The sequence below is a fragment of the Symbiopectobacterium purcellii genome (assembly GCF_019797845.1).
GTDB classification, from domain to species: domain Bacteria; phylum Pseudomonadota; class Gammaproteobacteria; order Enterobacterales; family Enterobacteriaceae; genus Symbiopectobacterium; species Symbiopectobacterium purcellii.
This window is the reverse complement of sequence record NZ_CP081864.1, coordinates 4,888,629-4,904,136: the sequence shown is the minus strand read 5'-3', so window position 1 is coordinate 4,904,136 and position 15,508 is coordinate 4,888,629. Positions and strand designations below refer to the sequence as shown.

The window sequence follows — 15,508 nt, the reverse complement described above, 5'->3', positions numbered from 1 at the left end:
CCAGATTATCGCGTTACTGTTCCTCAATCAGCTGTTCAACGGCAACAACAACATGCTGTACTGTACGCACCGATTTAAAGGTGTCAGGGGAGATCTTTCGCCCCACGCGTTTTTGCAAATGCACAACCATGTCGACGGCATCGATACTGTCCAACTCAAGATCTTCATAGAGACGGGACTCTGGTGTTATATCGTCTGCATTCAATTCAAACAAATTGACCAATAAGCTGACAATTTCCTGATAAATATCGTTCTTATCCATTTTCCACTCGTCTTTCTTATCAGGCACTCATCGTGCGCTGTGTAGTAATAAATGCCGCCAACGTCGCCACAGAGAAAAAATGTTGTCGCATTTGTTCACTTTCCGCAGAAAGTATCACGCCATAACGATTCTTTACTGCAAGGCCCAACTCCAGAGCATCAATAGAATCCAGCCCTAAACCATCACCAAAAAGCGGAGCATCAGTATCTATCTCATCCTTGCTGACATCTTCAAGATTGAGAGACTCAATAATCATCTCTTTGATTTCATTATGTATATTTTCCATAAACTCGGTACCTGTCACGATTATTTTTCTAAAGTTAAAGATTGTTGTAAATAGAGATTTAATCGACGAGCAGCCAATGAACTCGCGATATCTGCTGATGCAAAAGTTTTATTATCAATGCGTTCACACACAGCCACCGAAAAGTAAGGTTTTTCCGGTGGAATATGATACCAACGACTTTGCTTGCCTAATGTGTCCTGGCTACAGCGAATATGAACAATACGTACATCGCAACCGCACCGTACGGCAATATTGGCAGCACCACGCTGTAACACGATCGATTCACCGTAACGAGAGCGTGTCCCTTCCGGAAAAATGATGATCGATTCCCCACGCTGTAAGCGTTGTTCACATGCGGGAAGCAAGGTGTCAGATTGGCTATTAAGCAAATAATCAGCGGTGCGAATCACTCCACTGAAAAACGGATTTTTGCGTAGTTCGGCCTTTACGAGACAATCAGCCTCCGGCATAACGGATGCCAGTAGCACATAATCAATCAATGTGGGGTGATTCGCGACAACCAGACAAGCCCGATCGCGTCTTAATATATCGCCCCCTTCAATATGGTAATCCAGCACTCGCGCACTGCGTAAAAAAAAGCGAAAACAAGCAGAGATACTGCGGCGAGCCAGTTGACGCCGGCTTATACCGTTACGTTTTAACAGCAGCAGGTTGAACCATATTACTGACAATAGAAGCCCACCGATGCCAAACATCGCGAAACAAAAGCCGGTCATCACTAAACGCCATAGCCAGTTCAGATAGGAAGATGAGCGTAAAATGAGTGATGTCTCAGACATGAGCGCACTCCCACAACCAGTCATGCTGCTCACCGGGAATAGAATAGGTGCTCTTGTTCGCCAGTAATGCGTGTAAAAACATCATACTTTGCGGTAATTGCACGGAAGGATCGTGCTGTTTTGCGATCGATTGGCAACAATAGTTCTTCCCGCCCTCCGCAGAATCGCTCAGCAACAGAGCGACTTAATAAGGGAAGTTTGGCGTATGCTCCGGCAAATGCGGATGATAAAACAAGGGAATGGCACCATCAAAATCAACCAATAAGATGTTTTTATATCCGGCTGACCGTAGTGCACAGACTTCAAACATCCCTTGCTGGAAAGAGTCTATGCCCGCAGATATCGATGTTGATACCAGCGACACTTTTGCTGCAATGGTAAGGCTACCAACAGCAGCATTATGCACTGACATCGCGAAATCAGTGGGAGAGAGGCTCTGCTGGTTAGCAAGTGCGGTCAGTATGTTGAGATTGCGCTCAAGCTCACCATGACGTGAGGTAAAAATGACCGCATCGACAGACTGTCGTGCCAAGATAGCCATACCACAATCAACGGCCAGACGGCTGCCAGGAAGCAATCGACGCGCCATCATCATTGGAACATGGCCGCATTTATCTACCGGCAAATCTGCATCAATAGCGATGGGGCGTTGTGCCCATTTTTGCCAATCTTCATGTTTACTGAGCCCTGGTGCGCTCGCTTGCCAATCAATAATCGAAAACGGTAATTTCATCATTGTCATGTTCCAACGCACTCTGTTTTTGATAGTACGTTCCGAATTACGTTACTTTTTTACAAATGAGTAGCGTATGGCCGATACCTATACGGTCAATCTGGTGCTCTACAACAAATCCAGCTTCTTCAAGCAGCGCTAAAAAGCGATCTGCTGAATAAAAGCGGCTATTACCGTTAGCCAAGCACGTAAAGTAGAGAGAAGAGACATTGAGGCTAAAAGCGCCTGCTTCCCACTGTTGTTTGTCCCAGAACAGATCCAAGATGCATACGCGAGCACCGGCTTTCATTGAAAAAGCAATGTTTCGCAGAATAGCGACAATTTGAGTTTCGCTAAAACAATCAAGGAATTGGCTCATCCACCATACATCTGCTTCCTGCGGTAATGGTGTGACCGTGAGCATATCGACGGGGAGAGTGTAAATACGATCGGACTTACCAGATTTGTTGATATTTTCCATTGCCAGATCAATCTGTTCCGGCAGATCAAGCAAGGTGACCTTGACTTCAGGGTCATAGTCATAACAGCGCATGGCCCATTTACCCGTATTACCACCGATATCGTATATATGTTTGGGTTTTAGCTGAAAGATATGCGGAAGCACCTTGTCATACGCTGCATCAGAATAGAAATGATCAAATGCAAACCAACTGTCCCTGACCTTCGGTGGCAGCTTGCTTAATGCCGGGTATATCGTCGACCAATCCCCAAAGACCTTCAGCCCTGAAGGGGTGTTTTTCACCAACGCCTCATCGAGGTGGAACATTGCCTGATAGCAAACATCCTGGGTGAAATCCATATTAATGCGTGTCATACGATCGTGAAGGAGGTAGTGCCCCATCTTGGTTAACGTGTAGTTATCACCGCGCTTTACCAGGATGCGACTACTCAGGCCGACATCCAGTAATAACTCCGTTGAATAAGCAGACAGGGGCGTTGACGTCATGATGGCTTCAAGGCTCGCCCCCTGAGCACCACATTGATCCAAAAAATCCAGGATGTTGTTATTCCGCAGGCTCATCGTTGCCTGGAATATCATTGGTGCAAATGCAATACGCTGTGCCTCAGTGATCGCATCAAGCGCGCTGGTATTATCTTCGTCATATCCGTAAGACACAGCCATTCCTTTGATAAACTGATAATATAATGGCCGAACAGAGAACATCCGGCCTAAACGATTACTGAATCGTGGCACTCGCCAACTTAATTTGAATCTCGCGATCCAGATTATTTATCCAGCGATTGTAGTTATGATGAATATTTCCACTGCCCGCCATCAGGTTTTTACTGCTCACGTAATTGATCGTATAGTTAGTTTGCGTATAGTTAATACGAATATCGGCTACATGGTCACGCTGGGTGAGACGCCCCTCAATCACGCCAGGGGAGACGGCCGTAAGTGCCCAGCCACGTTCCAAACCAGCCTGAAGAATCGCTTTCTTCACTTGATCATTGGACACTTGCACAGCGATGGGTTTATTTACGTTAACCACAGGAGCTGTGCGAGCACACCCCGCTAAAGCCAACACACACACGATCCCCAAACAAATAAGCTGTTTTTTCATAAAATCCCTATCATTAAAGAAAAAGACAAACCCCTTAAGTAAAGGATGCTCGCTTGTGATACAAAATATATTAAACATGCACCACTAACGCTATTTTACACAAATATAGATTAACTGACAAAAAAAACCGCATCTCGGATAAAAAAATACCATTTAAAAATCAATAAAATAGATATTTATGAACGAAATTTTAGACAAGGGATAAAACCGTTTTAATTAAACACTTACACAACATTTTTTATTAAATCCCATTAAAGGGAATGGTAGCCAGGGATAAAAAGAGAGGTTTATAGAAAAAACAAAAAGGGTTAAATGGCATTATCGTCATGTTACTAAAAACATTTAGGGTAATATCATTGTAATAGAAAATAAAATTTGAATTTTAATTAAAAAACCAAACACCATGCAGCAAATGTAACAAACAAAACCATATGGCAACATATAAAAAAGCCCAGCCAACATACATGGCCGGGCTTTTATCGCTTTACCTGCTAGGTAGTTACTCTACCGTTACCGATTTCGCCAGGTTACGCGGTTGGTCAACGTCAGTGCCTTTGATCAGGGCCACGTGGTAGGAGAGCAACTGCAACGGCACGGTGTAGAAGATTGGGGCAATCACCTCTTCCACATGCGGCAGCGGAATGATGCGCATGTTTTCGCTGCTGGTAAAGCCCGCTTCTTCGTCGGCAAACACATACAGCTCACCGCCGCGCGCGCGCACTTCTTCGATGTTGGATTTCAGTTTTTCCAACAGCTCATTGTTGGGTGCAACCACCACCACAGGCATATCCGCATCAATCAGCGCCAGTGGGCCGTGCTTCAACTCACCCGCCGCGTAGGCTTCTGCATGGATGTAGGAGATCTCTTTAAGCTTCAGCGCCCCTTCCATTGCGATAGGGTACTGATCGCCGCGTCCCAGAAACAACGCATGGTGCTTATCCGAGAAACCTTCCGCCAGAGACTCAATCAGCTTGTCCTGCGACAACATCTGCTCAATACGCGCAGGCAGCGCTTGCAGGCCGTGGACGATATCGTGCTCTATCTGGGCATCCATACCGCGTAGACGGCCAATACGCGCCACCAGCATCAGCAGCACCGTTAACTGGGTGGTAAACGCCTTGGTAGACGCCACGCCGATTTCCGTACCGGCTTTGGTCATCAGCGCCAAATCGGATTCACGGACCAGAGAAGAGCCAGCCACGTTACAAATCGCCAACGATCCCAGATATCCCAGCTCTTTGGACAAACGCAGCGCTGCTAACGTATCCGCCGTTTCACCGGACTGAGAGAGGGTGATCATCAGGCTATTGGCGCGCACAGCTGGTTTGCGATAGCGGAATTCAGAGGCGATTTCCACATCACAAGGCACACCTGCCAATGCTTCAAACCAGTAACGCGATACCATGCCTGAGTTGTAGGACGTGCCGCAGGCAATAATCTGGATATGCTGCACCTTGGCCAGCAGTTCATCCGCCTTAGGACCCAGTTCAGACAGATTCACTTCACCGTGGCTAAAACGCCCTTCCAGGGTGTTTTTGATCGCCAGCGGCTGTTCGTAAATCTCTTTCTGCATGTAATGGCGGTAAGCACCTTTGTCACCGGCGTCGTAATTAACTTTGGACTCAATCTCTTCGCGCTCAACGACATCGCCCGCGCGGTTGAAAATACGCACAGTACGGCGCGTCACTTCAGCCACATCGCCTTCTTCCAAGAACATAAAGCTGCGGGTAACCGGCAGCAGAGCCAGTTGGTCAGACGCGAGGAAGTTTTCACCGACACCACGGCCAATCACCAGCGGGCTCCCAGAACGGGCAGCCACCAGCACGCTCGGATCGCGACTGTCCATCACTACCATGCCGTAAGCACCACGCAGTTGAGGGATCACGCGTTTTACCACATCAACCAGCGCACCGCCGGTTTGTTGCTGTTCCCAGTGCACCAGGTGCGCAACCACTTCGGTATCGGTTTCAGAAACAAAGCGATAGCCACGCCCGATCAGCGTTTCACGCAGCGGTTCATGGTTTTCGATAATGCCATTGTGAACGATGATAATAGGGCCGGAAACGTGCGGGTGCGCATTCTCTTCTGACGGCTCACCGTGCGTGGCCCAACGAGTATGGGCAATGCCCGTACCGCCCGTCAGCGGATGCTCTTCCACCGCTTGCGCCAGCATTTGTACCTTACCCAAGCGACGCACGCGGGCAACGTGCCCCTCAGCGTCAACCACCGCCAGCCCCGCAGAGTCATAACCACGGTACTCAAGGCGGCGAAGCCCTTCTAACAGAATTTCAGAAATATCGCGTTGCGCAACTGCGCCTACAATTCCACACATGGATGTGTATTCCTATACGCGTGACATATTGTGTCACTTTCGACGTCTTAGACCTGATAGTGCCGGTTTTTCCGGCGTCCCCGAGCCTTGTAGAGAGTTGGGGATTATTATGTTTTGCGCAGTGCTTTAGCCTAAAACACTGCGCAAAACCGCCTCCACGAAAGGGGAGGCGACATCACTTATTTTTTCTTAACGGGCCGCGTCCAACCTGAAATATGGCGCTGTTTAACCCGACTTATCACCAGCGCGTTTTCTTCCACATCGCGCGTTACCGTGGTGCCAGCGCCAATGGTCACGTCACTGCCTACGGTCACAGGGGCTACCAGTTGACTGTCAGAGCCGACAAACACCCGATCGCCAATCACAGTTTTGTGCTTGTTGGCACCGTCATAATTACAGGTGATGGTGCCTGCACCAATATTCACATCATCACCAATTTCCGCATCGCCAAGATAGGTCAAATGGCCCGCTTTGGAACCTTTGCCCAGGCGCGCCTTTTTCAGCTCAACAAAATTACCAACGTGTGCACCTTGTGCCAGCTCGGCCCCCGGCCGCAAACGCGCAAACGGCCCTACCGTACACTCAGCGTCCAGAACCGCATTTTCTAACACGGTGTACGGGCTGAGGATACAGCCATCGCCAATAACGCTGTCTTTAATGATACAACCCGCACCAATCTCAACCCGATTCCCCAAAGAAACCCGGCCTTCAATGATCACATTAGCATCAATACTCACATCACGTCCGTGCGTCAATGTCCCACGCAGATCAAAACGCGCGGGATCGAGTAACATGACGCCCGCCAGCAGCAACTTATTGGCCTGTTCCCGCTGATAAACACGTTCCAGCGTCGCCAGTTGCAGACGATTATTAACCCCTTCAACTTCGCTCAGATTATCAGGATGCACAGCTTCAACACGGCGACCTTCTGAAGCGGCCATAGCGATAATGTCGGTGATGTAATACTCGCCTTGCGCGTTGTTATTATCTAACTGGCTCAGCCAGCGTTTCAGATCCTGACCGTTTGCGGCCAGAATGCCGGTGTTGATCTCGTTAATCTGACGCTGCTGTTCCGTCGCGTCCTTGTGCTCGACAATCCCGACCACAGACCCGTTATTATCGCGCACAATGCGGCCATAACCGGTGGGGTCGTCCAGTTTAACCGTCAGAAGCGCAATGCCACCCTGTGGCTTATCCGCCAGCAAGCGTGCCAGCGTGGCGGGTGATATCAAAGGAACATCACCGTACAGCATCAGAATATCTTCATCATCAGCAAAAAACGGCGCGGCCTGCTGCATAGCATGCCCGGTACCGAGTTGCTCTGCTTGCAGAACCCAATTCAAATCCGGGTTGGTTAACCTGTCTTTCAGTAAATCACCACCGTGTCCGTAGACCAAATGCACCTGTTTGGCACCCGTTTCCATAGCCGCATCAATCACATGCTGAACCATCGGCTTGCCTGCGAGCGGATGAAGTACTTTTGGAAGATCGGAATACATACGTGTTCCCTTGCCAGCGGCAAGGATAACCACGCTCATGACACTGTTAGACATGCACCACCCTGATGAAACGAATTGATAACCCACGGATTCAATTGGATGAAAGTAAACCCGTTATCGCTGCGGATTACTACATATTTTTCAACGAAAAATACCACAATGCCGCGCGTGGCAAGGAATAAAGAAAGTGTACCCAAGTCTAAACCTTACTGGTGGTTTTTTTAATTCATCTTTTCCGAAAAATAGCTAAAACGCGACGGTGGATAGTGAATTCCGGTTTCATTAAAAACAGATTTTTGTTTTATATTTTTACATTTACGACAAACAAAAAAAGAAACATCGTTTCATTTTTGTCATCATAGCCCCACAACTCAATAAACAATACCCAAGGGGATACAATGAAACTCAGTGCTTTACGGCTTGCCACGGTAGCCCTGGCGCCGTCCTTTCTGTTCCTTAGCATCACTGCACACGCAACTGAACAACCCACTCCGGTATGGCATAGCATCGCCTTCGGCCAATCAACCGACGTTAACTTCTCCTCCAACGTTCTGCCGGAAAAAATTGGCGTTAACGATGTCACCATCAACGGCAAAAAACTGACGGTTGACGATAAGGCCGACCTCTCAGCGCCAATCACCATCGAGAGCCGTGGCGGTAAAATTGCCAATACGCACGATGGGCTAACCTTCTTCTACACAACGCTGCCTGCCAATGTGAACTTCACCTTGCAAGCCACCGTGACCGTCGATCAGTTTGGCCCGGAAAATGGCGCTAAACCAGCCGCACAGGAAGGGGCTGGGATTCTGGTGCGCGACATTATCGGTGCTCCGCGTCAAAACCCGTTGAAGGAAGGCTATGAAGAGTTCCCTGCCGCCTCCAACATGGTGATGAATGCCATCATGACGCAGGATAAGAAATCCCATACGGAAGTCAGGTTGCAAGCCATTGTACGTAACGGTGTAATGCAACCGTGGGGTAACGCGGGGGCCAAGATCACCAAGACCAATATTCAGGAAAAAATTAACCTGGAACAGACCCCTTATTTCCGTATGAAGGTAGAACGTACCAATGATGGTTTTGTGACATCCTATGCGCCCAAAGACAGCGACAACTGGGTAAGCAAAGACGTGAAGGGGGCGGATCTCGTCACCAAACTGGATAAAGACCATTACTATGTGGGCTTCTTCGCATCACGTAACGCCAAAATCACCGTCAGTGACGCGCAGTTGACGACGTCTCCTGCACAAACCAAAGCGTCGCCGGAATTCAAATTTGCCGCATTTGCCCCAGTATTGCAGGTGATGTCCTCGACCAAGAGCGCGAGCGATAACTATGACGTGCAACTGCGTGCGAACTACGCCGGTACCGTCACCATCACTCAGGGCGACAAGGCGCTGGGCGCAGCACATACCGTCAAAGCCGGTGAGTTGCTGAGCGTTCCGGCCAAGCTGAGCGCGGGCAGTGACTTCAAAATCGTTTATCTGCCAACAGAAGGCGATGATAAAGCAGCGAAAGAAGCCACGTTCAGCGTAGAGAAAGTCAAACTGGCCGATGCCAAGAATGTCTATGTTTCTGCGCAAGGTCAGGCAAGCAACGCTGGCAGCAAAACTGCCCCGTTAGATTTCGCAACCGCCATTAACGTATTGCCAGCAGGAGCAACCTTATGGCTAGCAGACGGCGATTACAGTGCTTCTTCCATTCCCGTCAGCGCCAGCGGCAGCCAGAAAGCACCGAAAAAACTGTTCGCTCAGGGCAAAAAAGCAGTGATTCACGGACTGCAACTGAATGCCAGCCATTGGCATGTGAAAGGCATCGAAATCACTGAGAAGCCGTTCCGTATCGAAGGCAGCTACAACACCATCGAACAAGTACTGGCGCACCATTGTGACGACACCGGGATTCAGGTTTCTTCTTCCGGTGACGTAGGCCGTCCGCTGTGGGCAAGCCACAACCTGATTCTGAACTCAGAATCACACAGCAACCAGGACCCAGGCAAAATCAACGCCGACGGTTTTGCGGTGAAAATGCGCGTGGGTGAAGGCAACGTGATTCGCGGTGCGTTCTCTCATAACAACATTGACGATGGTTTCGACCTGTTCAACAAGATTGAAGACGGTGCTAACGGCGTTGTGGTGATCGAGAATTCCATTGCCATGAACAACACCAGCAACGGTTTCAAAATGGGCGGTGAAGGTGTGAAGGTCAGCCGGTTGCACACAAAGTGAAAAACAGCATCGCGGTTGGCAACCAACTGGATGGTTTTACTGATAACTTTAACCCTGGCGCGCTGGTGGTAGAAAACAACACGGCGCTGGATAACCAACGCTTCAACTTTATTTTCCGTCCAAGTCCTTACTCTGGCCCGGAAAAACAAGGCGTGTTTAAAAACAATGTGTCCCTGAAAACCCAAGAAGGCAAGTACGACGACGCCGTTGTAGGTAACGTGGACAACAGCAACTTCTTTATCAAAGACGGTCGCTCTGTTAACGCTCAGGGAAAAGAGATCACTGTGAAGAACTTTGTCTCCGTAAAAGTACCGGAAACCTTCGCACGCGATGCGAAAGGCAACCTGGTGCTGGGTGATTTCCTCGAGAAGAAATGATTGACTGACAACATCTGAATAAACGGCGGGGATAACCCCGCCGTTTTTTTATGGACTCAATCGGTTTTCATTGTTCAATACATCGAGAAAAACGCGATTAACATATTGAATTTAATAATTACTCTTCTGATTTAATCTTACTGGCAATCTCATCAAGCACCCCGTTGTGATGTAAGTATTCAAGCCAGGCGAATTCAGGATCGATGTCCTTGTAGCCACGCTCTTTGTCCATCGTCTCACAAACGGATTTAGGCATGCTCATCACAACCGAGCGATCGCGGATATCCTCAACTTCTTCCTGCGTCAGCAATGCACCTTTTTTCTCCTGAGCGTTGATGAGTATCGAAATCAACGACGGCATAAAAACACAACCCAATTCCTGTTCCATGTTTCACTCACGTCCTTTTTCGTTTTATTTGAATGCTATACAGGCAGATATTTGAAAAGGTTCAGACTGCCACGGTTGTTCATCAAAGGGATATTTTCAGGCCTCAGAAATAAAAAAAGGCCGATCGCTAGATCGGCCTTTTTGACTGAATGCGCACGTTACATCGCTTTTTTGGTCAGCTCAATAACACGCAGCTTCGCAATTGCTTTCGACAATTCTGCGGAAGCCTGTGCGAAATCCACATCGCCATGGGAATTGCGAATGTGATCTTCCGCTTTACGCTTGGATTCCAGCGCGCGCGCTTCATCAAGGTCCTGCCCACGGATGGCGGTATCGGACAGCACGGTCACGGAGTTCGGTTGCACCTCAAGGACGCCGCCGGACAGATAGATATACTCTTCTTCGCCGTGTTGCTTAACGATACGCACCATACCAGGTTTAATGGCAGTGAGCAGCGGGGCGTGGCCAGGGTAAATACCCAGTTCGCCCTCACTCCCCGTCACCTGGATCTTTTGCACCAGGCCGGAGAACATTTCCTGTTCTGCGCTAACGACATCCAGATGGTAAGTCATAGCCATATCAACCTCCTAACAGACGTTACAGTTTCTTGGCTTTTTCCACTGCTTCGTCAATGGAGCCAACCATGTAGAACGCCTGCTCCGGCAGATGGTCGTATTCACCGTCCATGATGCCTTTAAAGCCGCGGATAGTGTCTTTCAGTGACACGTATTTGCCCGGAGAACCGGTAAATACTTCTGCCACGAAGAACGGCTGCGACAGGAAGCGCTGGATTTTACGCGCACGGGCAACGACCAGTTTGTCTTCTTCAGACAGCTCGTCCATACCCAGGATCGCGATGATATCCTTCAGCTCCTGATAGCGTTGCAGAATGGACTGCACGCCACGCGCAACGTCGTAGTGTTCCTGACCAACCACCAGCGGATCCAATTGACGGCTGGTGGAGTCCAGCGGGTCAACGGCCGGGTAGATACCCAGAGACGCGATTTGACGGCTCAGTACCACGGTCGCATCCAAGTGGGCGAAGGTGGTGGCTGGCGACGGGTCAGTCAAGTCATCCGCAGGAACGTATACGGCCTGTACAGACGTGATAGAACCGGTTTTGGTGGAGGTGATACGTTCTTGCAGCACGCCCATCTCTTCCGCCAGCGTCGGCTGATAACCTACCGCAGAAGGCATACGACCCAGCAGTGCGGATACTTCCGTACCGGCCAGGGTATAACGGTAGATGTTATCGACGAACAGCAGTACGTCACGGCCTTCATCACGGAATTTTTCCGCCATGGTCAGGCCAGTCAGTGCTACGCGCAGACGGTTGCCTGGCGGCTCGTTCATCTGGCCGTAAACCAGTGATACTTTGTCGATAACGTTGGAGTCGGTCATTTCGTGGTAGAAGTCGTTACCTTCACGGGTACGTTCCCCTACACCGGCAAATACGGAGTAACCAGAGTGCTCGATCGCGATGTTACGGATCAGCTCCATCATGTTTACCGTTTTACCTACACCCGCACCACCGAACAGCCCCACTTTACCGCCCTTGGCAAACGGACACATCAGGTCGATAACCTTGATACCCGTTTCCAGCAGTTCCTGGGAGTTGGAGAGCTCTTCGTAGCTCGGCGCCTGACGGTGAATAGCCCAACGCTCTTCTTCGCCGATCTCGCCTTTCATGTCGACCGGTTCGCCCAGTACGTTCATGATACGGCCCAGCGTAGCTTTACCTACCGGGACTTCGATCGGATGGCCCAGGCTGTTCACTTTCAGCCCACGACGCAAACCGTCAGAAGAACCCATTGCAATACAACGAACAACGCCGCCGCCCAACTGTTGCTGCGTTTCCAGCACCAGTTTTTCAGCACCGTTTTCAACCTCAAGCGCATCGTACACGTTAGGTACGGCATCTTGCGGGAACTCGACGTCGACCACGGCGCCGATTACCTGGATGATCTTTCCAGTTGCCATCTTGAATCCTCTACGTAATTCGACAATACGTAATTCGTAAACCTGGTTTAAACCGCGGAGGCTCCCGATACGATCTCGGTGAGTTCCTGCGTGATGCTGGCCTGACGAGCCTTGTTGTAAACCAACTGCAACTCTTTGATCAGGCTACCGCCGTTGTCCGTTGCGGCTTTCATCGCAACCATACGAGCGGCCTGTTCACTGGCCAGGTTTTCTACGACGCCCTGATAAACCTGAGACTCCACATAGCGGCGCAACAGGGTATCCAGCAGCGACTTAGGATCGGGTTCATACAGGTAATCCCAGGATTTCTTCTTCAGTTCACCATCGTCCGCAGGCGGCAGAGGCAGAAGCTGAACCACTTGGGGTTCCTGAGACATGGTATTGATGAACTTGTTACTCACGATGTACAGCTTGTCCAGACGACCTTCGTCATAGGCTTGCAGCATCACTTTTACCGGCCCGATCAGTTCGGACAGGCTAGGGTTATCCCCCATGCCGGTAACCTGAGCAACAACGTTACCGCCCACAGAACCGAAGAACGAAACCCCTTTGGAACCGATCATCGCCAGATCGCTCTGTACGCCTTTATCGCTCCAGGCTTTCATGTCTGCCAGCAGTTTTTTGAACAGGTTAATGTTCAAACCACCGCACAGGCCACGGTCCGTGGACACCACCAAATACCCGACGCGCTTAACGTCACGCTCTTCCAGGTACGGATGTTTATATTCCAGATTCCCTAACGCCAGGTGACCAATCACCGTGCGGATGGTCTCTGCATAAGGACGGCTGGCCGCCATACGATCCTGCGATTTACGCATTTTGGAAGCGGCGACCATTTCCATCGCTTTAGTGATCTTCTGCGTGTTCTGGACGCTTGCGATCTTACTACGTATCTCTTTTGCGCCGGCCATCTTTGCATCTCCTCAATGCCTGAAGGCCTGCCATCAGGCAGGCCTACGGGCGTTACCAGGACTGGGTTGCCTTGAAGGTATCAAGGATAGTTTTGAACTTACCCTCGATCTCATCGTTATAAGCGCCAGTCTGGTCGATTTGTTGCAGAAGATCGCCGTGCTCGCGGTCGGCATACGCCAACAGCGCCGCTTCGAAGCTGCCTACTTTCGCCAGTTCAACATCAGCCAGATAGCCACGTTCCGCAGCGAACAGCACCAGAGACTGCTGCGCAACCGACATCGGCGCATACTGTTTCTGTTTCAGCAGTTCAGTTACTTTCTGACCATGATTCAGCTGCTTACGCGTTGCATCATCCAGATCCGAAGCAAACTGGGAGAACGCCGCCAGTTCACGATACTGCGCCAGCGCGGTACGGATACCACCGGACAGTTTTTTCATGATCTTGGTCTGTGCTGCACCACCCACGCGGGATACGGAAATCCCTGGGTTAACAGCAGGACGGATACCGGCGTTGAACAGGTTAGATTCCAGGAAGATCTGACCATCGGTAATCGAGATTACGTTGGTCGGAACGAACGCGGAAACGTCACCTGCCTGCGTTTCGATGATCGGCAGCGCCGTCAAGGAACCGGTTTGCCCTTTAACTTCACCCTTGGTAAACGCTTCTACGTAATCAGCATTAACGCGTGCCGCGCGCTCCAGCAAACGGGAGTGGAGGTAGAAAACGTCGCCTGGGTAAGCTTCACGACCTGGCGGACGACGGAGCAGCAGGGAAATTTGACGATAAGCGACGGCCTGTTTGGACAAGTCATCGTAAATGATCAGTGCATCTTCACCGCGGTCACGGAAGTATTCACCCATCGCACAACCGGCATACGGCGCCAGGTATTGCAGTGCAGCAGATTCAGACGCCGTAGCGACCACCACGATGGTGTTGGCCAATGCGCCGTGCTCTTCCAGTTTACGCACCACGTTAGAAATGGTGGAGGCTTTCTGGCCGATGGCCACGTACACGCACTTGATGCCGGAATCGCGCTGGTTGATGATGGCGTCGATAGCCAGTGCGGTTTTACCCGTCTGACGGTCGCCGATAATCAATTCACGCTGACCACGACCAATCGGGATCATGGCGTCAACGGACTTGTAGCCCGTCTGTACCGGCTGATCAACGGATTGACGTTCGATAACGCCCGGTGCGATCGCTTCTACCGGAGAGAACCCGTCGTTCTCAACCGGGCCTTTGCCGTCGATAGGTGCACCCAGGGTATTCACCACGCGGCCCAGCAGACCACGACCAACCGGCACTTCCAGAATACGGCCGGTACACTTGACCTTCATGCCTTCGGCGAGGTCAGCGTACGGACCCATCACCACCACACCCACGGAGTCGCGCTCCAGGTTCAGGGCGATAGCGTAACGGTTGCCAGGCAGGGAGATCATCTCCCCCTGCATTACATCGGCCAGACCGTGTACGCGAATGATCCCGTCACTAATGGAAACAATAGTACCTTCATTGTGAGCTTCGCTCACCACATTGAACTGAGCAATGCGCTGCTTGATCAGTTCGCTGATTTCGGTGGAATTCAGTTGCATGCTCCAGTCCCCTTAAGACTGCAAGACGTCTGCGAGGCGTTCCAGACGGCCGCGAATACTGCCATCTATCACCATGTCGCCCGCGCGGATCACCACGCCTGCGACAACAGACTTATCAATTTTGCAATTCAGCTTCACTTTGCGTGACAGGCGTTTTTCCATGGCGGAAGTAATCTTGTCCAGCTGCGGTTCACTCAGTGCGCTCGCGGAAGTGACTTCGACGTCAACCGTCGACTCCTGCGCGGCACGGAGTTGCGCAAACTGTTCCAGAACTTCAGGAAGCACCAGTAAACGCCCATTTTCTGCCATCACCTTAATCAGGTTCTGGCCGGGCTCATCCAACTGATCGCCACACACGTCAATGAACGTGCTCGCCAGCAGATTCGGTGCCATAGCACCGGACAGCAGAGCGGCAACCTGTTCATTGCGTGTGACTTCAGCGGCAAACGCCAGCATGTTCTGCCAGCGTTCAACGGCCTGATGTCCAACCGCAAAGTCAAAAGCTGCTTTGGCGTAGGGGCGAGCTACCGTGACAAATTCAGACATCGGCCCC

Annotated in this window: 13 protein-coding genes and 2 pseudogenes; 1 reads left to right on the top strand and 14 read right to left on the bottom strand. The window is 50.5% G+C overall.

Annotated elements, in window-relative coordinates; genetic code table 11:
* Nucleotides 1-13: 13 nt before the first annotated feature.
* From K6K13_RS22795 to glmU, 8 genes and pseudogenes are all read right to left on the bottom strand, one after another.
* Entirely contained in the window at nucleotides 14-262 is a 249-nt protein-coding gene (locus K6K13_RS22795) for an acyl carrier protein (protein ID WP_222158968.1), read from the bottom strand.
* Nucleotides 263-281: 19 nt separating this feature from the next.
* Nucleotides 282-548: a phosphopantetheine-binding protein gene (locus tag K6K13_RS22790; RefSeq protein ID WP_222161232.1), complete on the bottom strand. Its 267-nt coding sequence runs from the start codon at nucleotides 546-548 to the stop codon at nucleotides 282-284.
* 20 nt (nucleotides 549-568) lie between these two features.
* Entirely contained in the window at nucleotides 569-1,348 is a 780-nt protein-coding gene (locus tag K6K13_RS22785) for a lysophospholipid acyltransferase family protein (RefSeq protein ID WP_222158967.1), read from the bottom strand.
* A pseudogene (locus tag K6K13_RS22780) lies at nucleotides 1,341-2,081 on the bottom strand (beta-ketoacyl synthase chain length factor). The gene K6K13_RS22785 and the pseudogene K6K13_RS22780 overlap by 8 nt, the downstream one beginning before the upstream one ends.
* A 46-nt stretch (nucleotides 2,082-2,127) precedes the next feature.
* Nucleotides 2,128-3,198, bottom strand: a complete 1,071-nt coding sequence (locus tag K6K13_RS22775) for a methyltransferase (protein WP_252120378.1) — start codon at nucleotides 3,196-3,198, stop codon at nucleotides 2,128-2,130.
* Nucleotides 3,199-3,259: 61 nt separating this feature from the next.
* A complete protein-coding gene (locus K6K13_RS22770) occupies nucleotides 3,260-3,646 on the bottom strand; it encodes a hypothetical protein (RefSeq protein ID WP_222158965.1) in 387 nt (128 codons plus the stop codon).
* A 499-nt stretch (nucleotides 3,647-4,145) separates the two neighbouring features.
* A complete protein-coding gene (glmS, locus tag K6K13_RS22765; RefSeq protein WP_222158964.1) occupies nucleotides 4,146-5,978 on the bottom strand; it encodes a glutamine--fructose-6-phosphate transaminase (isomerizing) in 1,833 nt (610 codons plus the stop codon).
* A gap of 179 nt (nucleotides 5,979-6,157) precedes the next feature.
* Nucleotides 6,158-7,531 carry a bifunctional UDP-N-acetylglucosamine diphosphorylase/glucosamine-1-phosphate N-acetyltransferase GlmU gene (gene glmU, locus K6K13_RS22760; protein ID WP_222158963.1) on the bottom strand — a complete coding sequence of 458 codons (1,374 nt, stop codon included), beginning with the start codon at nucleotides 7,529-7,531 and terminating at the stop codon, nucleotides 6,158-6,160.
* Between the two features lie 344 nt (nucleotides 7,532-7,875).
* Between glmU and K6K13_RS22755 the strand changes: the two are divergent.
* Nucleotides 7,876-10,082, top strand: a pseudogene (locus tag K6K13_RS22755) (right-handed parallel beta-helix repeat-containing protein).
* A 118-nt stretch (nucleotides 10,083-10,200) separates the two neighbouring features.
* Here K6K13_RS22755 and K6K13_RS22750 read toward each other — a convergent pair.
* The 6 genes from K6K13_RS22750 to atpH form a co-directional block, all read right to left on the bottom strand.
* Nucleotides 10,201-10,470: a hypothetical protein gene (locus tag K6K13_RS22750; protein WP_222158962.1), complete on the bottom strand. Its 270-nt coding sequence runs from the start codon at nucleotides 10,468-10,470 to the stop codon at nucleotides 10,201-10,203.
* A 158-nt stretch (nucleotides 10,471-10,628) separates the two neighbouring features.
* A complete protein-coding gene (locus K6K13_RS22745; protein ID WP_222158961.1) occupies nucleotides 10,629-11,048 on the bottom strand; it encodes a F0F1 ATP synthase subunit epsilon in 420 nt (139 codons plus the stop codon).
* A gap of 19 nt (nucleotides 11,049-11,067) precedes the next feature.
* Nucleotides 11,068-12,450: a F0F1 ATP synthase subunit beta gene (gene atpD / locus K6K13_RS22740; protein ID WP_222158960.1), complete on the bottom strand. Its 1,383-nt coding sequence runs from the start codon at nucleotides 12,448-12,450 to the stop codon at nucleotides 11,068-11,070.
* A 47-nt stretch (nucleotides 12,451-12,497) separates the two neighbouring features.
* Nucleotides 12,498-13,361 carry a F0F1 ATP synthase subunit gamma gene (gene atpG / locus K6K13_RS22735; protein ID WP_222158959.1) on the bottom strand — a complete coding sequence of 288 codons (864 nt, stop codon included), beginning with the start codon at nucleotides 13,359-13,361 and terminating at the stop codon, nucleotides 12,498-12,500.
* A gap of 52 nt (nucleotides 13,362-13,413) precedes the next feature.
* Entirely contained in the window at nucleotides 13,414-14,955 is a 1,542-nt protein-coding gene (atpA, locus tag K6K13_RS22730; protein WP_222158958.1) for a F0F1 ATP synthase subunit alpha, read from the bottom strand.
* Between the two features lie 12 nt (nucleotides 14,956-14,967).
* Complete coding sequence (atpH, locus tag K6K13_RS22725) at nucleotides 14,968-15,501, bottom strand: F0F1 ATP synthase subunit delta (protein ID WP_222158957.1); 534 nt, start codon at nucleotides 15,499-15,501, stop codon at nucleotides 14,968-14,970.
* Nucleotides 15,502-15,508: the final 7 nt, after the last annotated feature.

What these genes read in the sequence shown, in the direction of transcription:
- K6K13_RS22745 (WP_222158961.1), bottom strand. Translation starts at nt 11,048, where the DNA reads ATGGCTATGACTTACCATCTGGATGTCGTTAGCGCAGAACAGGAAATG.
- K6K13_RS22770 (WP_222158965.1), bottom strand. Translation starts at nt 3,646, where the DNA reads ATGAAAAAACAGCTTATTTGTTTGGGGATCGTGTGTGTGTTGGCTTTA.
- K6K13_RS22750 (WP_222158962.1), bottom strand. Translation starts at nt 10,470, where the DNA reads ATGGAACAGGAATTGGGTTGTGTTTTTATGCCGTCGTTGATTTCGATA.
- atpH (WP_222158957.1), bottom strand. Translation starts at nt 15,501, where the DNA reads ATGTCTGAATTTGTCACGGTAGCTCGCCCCTACGCCAAAGCAGCTTTT.
- atpG (WP_222158959.1), bottom strand. Translation starts at nt 13,361, where the DNA reads ATGGCCGGCGCAAAAGAGATACGTAGTAAGATCGCAAGCGTCCAGAAC.
- atpA (WP_222158958.1), bottom strand. Translation starts at nt 14,955, where the DNA reads ATGCAACTGAATTCCACCGAAATCAGCGAACTGATCAAGCAGCGCATT.
- K6K13_RS22785 (WP_222158967.1), bottom strand. Translation starts at nt 1,348, where the DNA reads ATGTCTGAGACATCACTCATTTTACGCTCATCTTCCTATCTGAACTGG.
- atpD (WP_222158960.1), bottom strand. Translation starts at nt 12,450, where the DNA reads ATGGCAACTGGAAAGATCATCCAGGTAATCGGCGCCGTGGTCGACGTC.
- K6K13_RS22790 (WP_222161232.1), bottom strand. Translation starts at nt 548, where the DNA reads ATGGAAAATATACATAATGAAATCAAAGAGATGATTATTGAGTCTCTC.
- K6K13_RS22795 (WP_222158968.1), bottom strand. Translation starts at nt 262, where the DNA reads ATGGATAAGAACGATATTTATCAGGAAATTGTCAGCTTATTGGTCAAT.
- glmS (WP_222158964.1), bottom strand. Translation starts at nt 5,978, where the DNA reads ATGTGTGGAATTGTAGGCGCAGTTGCGCAACGCGATATTTCTGAAATT.
- glmU (WP_222158963.1), bottom strand. Translation starts at nt 7,531, where the DNA reads ATGTCTAACAGTGTCATGAGCGTGGTTATCCTTGCCGCTGGCAAGGGA.